Source organism: Arenimonas sp. (assembly GCF_019459675.1).
Taxonomy (GTDB): domain Bacteria; phylum Pseudomonadota; class Gammaproteobacteria; order Xanthomonadales; family Xanthomonadaceae; genus Arenimonas.
This window is the reverse complement of the sequence record NZ_JAIBFH010000330.1, coordinates 1-1,896: the sequence shown is the minus strand read 5'-3', so window position 1 is coordinate 1,896 and position 1,896 is coordinate 1. Positions and strand designations below refer to the sequence as shown.

The following is a 1,896-nucleotide window of genomic DNA, read 5'->3' as shown; positions in this document are numbered from 1 at the left end:
GGGCGCTGTTCGCTCCCGCGGGCCTCGCGGCCGGGCAGCAGTCCCCCCGCTTCAGCGTTAAGATGCGCGACCAGGCGCCCGAGGCCGGCCAGAAGACCGCCGGCATCCAGCGCGTGGGCGCCGAAGGCGCCGACGTCACCGCCATCGCCAACCAGGCCCTGCAGGCCATGGGCGCCGCGCGCATCCAGGGCGGCAGCAACGCCAAGTCGGCCGCGCCGCTGGCCACCTACCTGCGTCCGATGTCGGTGGGTGCCGACGTCATCGCCACCAGCCAGAAGCTCGACAGCGTCGACGCCGAGACCCTGATCCGCGGCATCGCGGCCCATCCGGACGTCGAGTACGTGCAGGTGGACGACCTGCTGCAGACCACCCTGGTCCCGAACGACACGTTCTACTTCCTGCAGTGGGGCTTCAACGACGCCGATGCCGGCATCCGCGCCGACCAGGCGTGGGACCTTGCCAACGGCGAAGGCATCATCGTGTCGGTGATTGACACCGGCACCACCGTCCACAGCGACCTGAACGCGAACGAGGTGCCGGGCTACGACTTCATCTTCGATCCCGCGGTGTCGGTGGACGGCGACGGCCGCGACGCCGACCCGAACGATCCGGGCGACCACAGGCCGGGCCGGAACAGCAGCTGGCATGGCACCCATGTCGCCGGCACTGTTGCCGCCGTCACCAACAACGCCAAGGGCGTCTCGGGTACCGCATGGGGCGCCAAGGTGATGCCCGTGCGCGCGCTGGGTCGCGGCGGCGGCTACACCTCGGACATCGCCGATGCCATTACCTGGTCTTCGGGCGGCGTGGTGCCGGGCGTGCCGACGCTGGCCGCCGGCGACGTGGCCGACATCATCAACATGTCCCTGGGCGGCGCCCGCCCCTGCGATCCGCTGTCGCAGACGGTCATCAACGGCGCGGTCAGCCGTGGCACGGTGGTGGTGGTTGCGGCCGGCAACAGCAACTTCGATGCGGCGAACTTCTCGCCGGCCAGCTGCAACAACGTCGTCAACGTCGGTTCGGTGACGTCCGCTTCGGCGCGATCGAGCTTCTCCAACTTCGGCACCCTGATCGACGTCGCGGCGCCCGGCTCCACCATCGCCTCCACGGTCAATTCGGGCACGACGCTTCCCGCCGTAGAGAACTACGCCTACTACAGCGGCACGTCGATGGCGTCGCCGCACGTGGCCGGCGCGGTCGCGCTTGCGCAGAGCCGTCGCCTGACGCTGGGCCTGCCCCTGTGGACCCCGGCTGAAGTCGAGACCCGCCTCAAGGCCACCGCGTACCCGTTGGCCACGCCCTGCCCCGAAGGCTGCGGTGCCGGCATCATCGACGCTTATCAGTTGGTGCTGGCGGCCGGTAACGGTCCGCTGCAGTCCGAACTGAGCACCTACGTGAGCGGGCGCCCGGCCACCATCACGTATGCCCGTGACGCGACCGTGGGCATCACCGTGCGCAGCCGCGGCCCGGAGATGGCCCCGAACACCCGCCTGGCGTTCTCGATCACCAACCGGGTCCACTCCGTCGAGCCCGTCGCGCCCGCCGGCTGGACCTGCGCCGAGCAGGCCGCCACCCGCTCCCTGCGCAACTTCGCCTGCGACTACTCCGGCGCCTACCCGGCCGGAAGCACCGACGTGATCCAGTTCAAGCTCAAGGCGCTGCGCTCCACCCTGCTGAGGACCGAGGCGACCGTCAGCAGCGACGCCACCGACGACCGTCCGGCCAACAACACCACCAGCTACAGCTTCACCCTGGGCCTGGGCACCTGATCCCAACCGCCTGAACTGAAAGGCGCCGCTTAGGCCCCGCCTTTTTTTTTTGCCGCCCACCCAACCCTGGCCCCGGGGGCGCGGCCCAGGCGTGGCCGTGGACCAATTTACCCCGGAGGGGGAAGGT

Annotated in this window: 1 protein-coding gene; it reads left to right on the top strand. The window is 70.0% G+C overall.

The features are described from left to right. A partial coding sequence (locus tag K0M70_RS11095) for a S8 family peptidase (RefSeq protein WP_343211210.1) occupies positions 1-1,769 on the top strand: 1,769 nt, incomplete at its 5' end. Between the last annotated feature and the right edge of the window lie 127 nt (positions 1,770-1,896).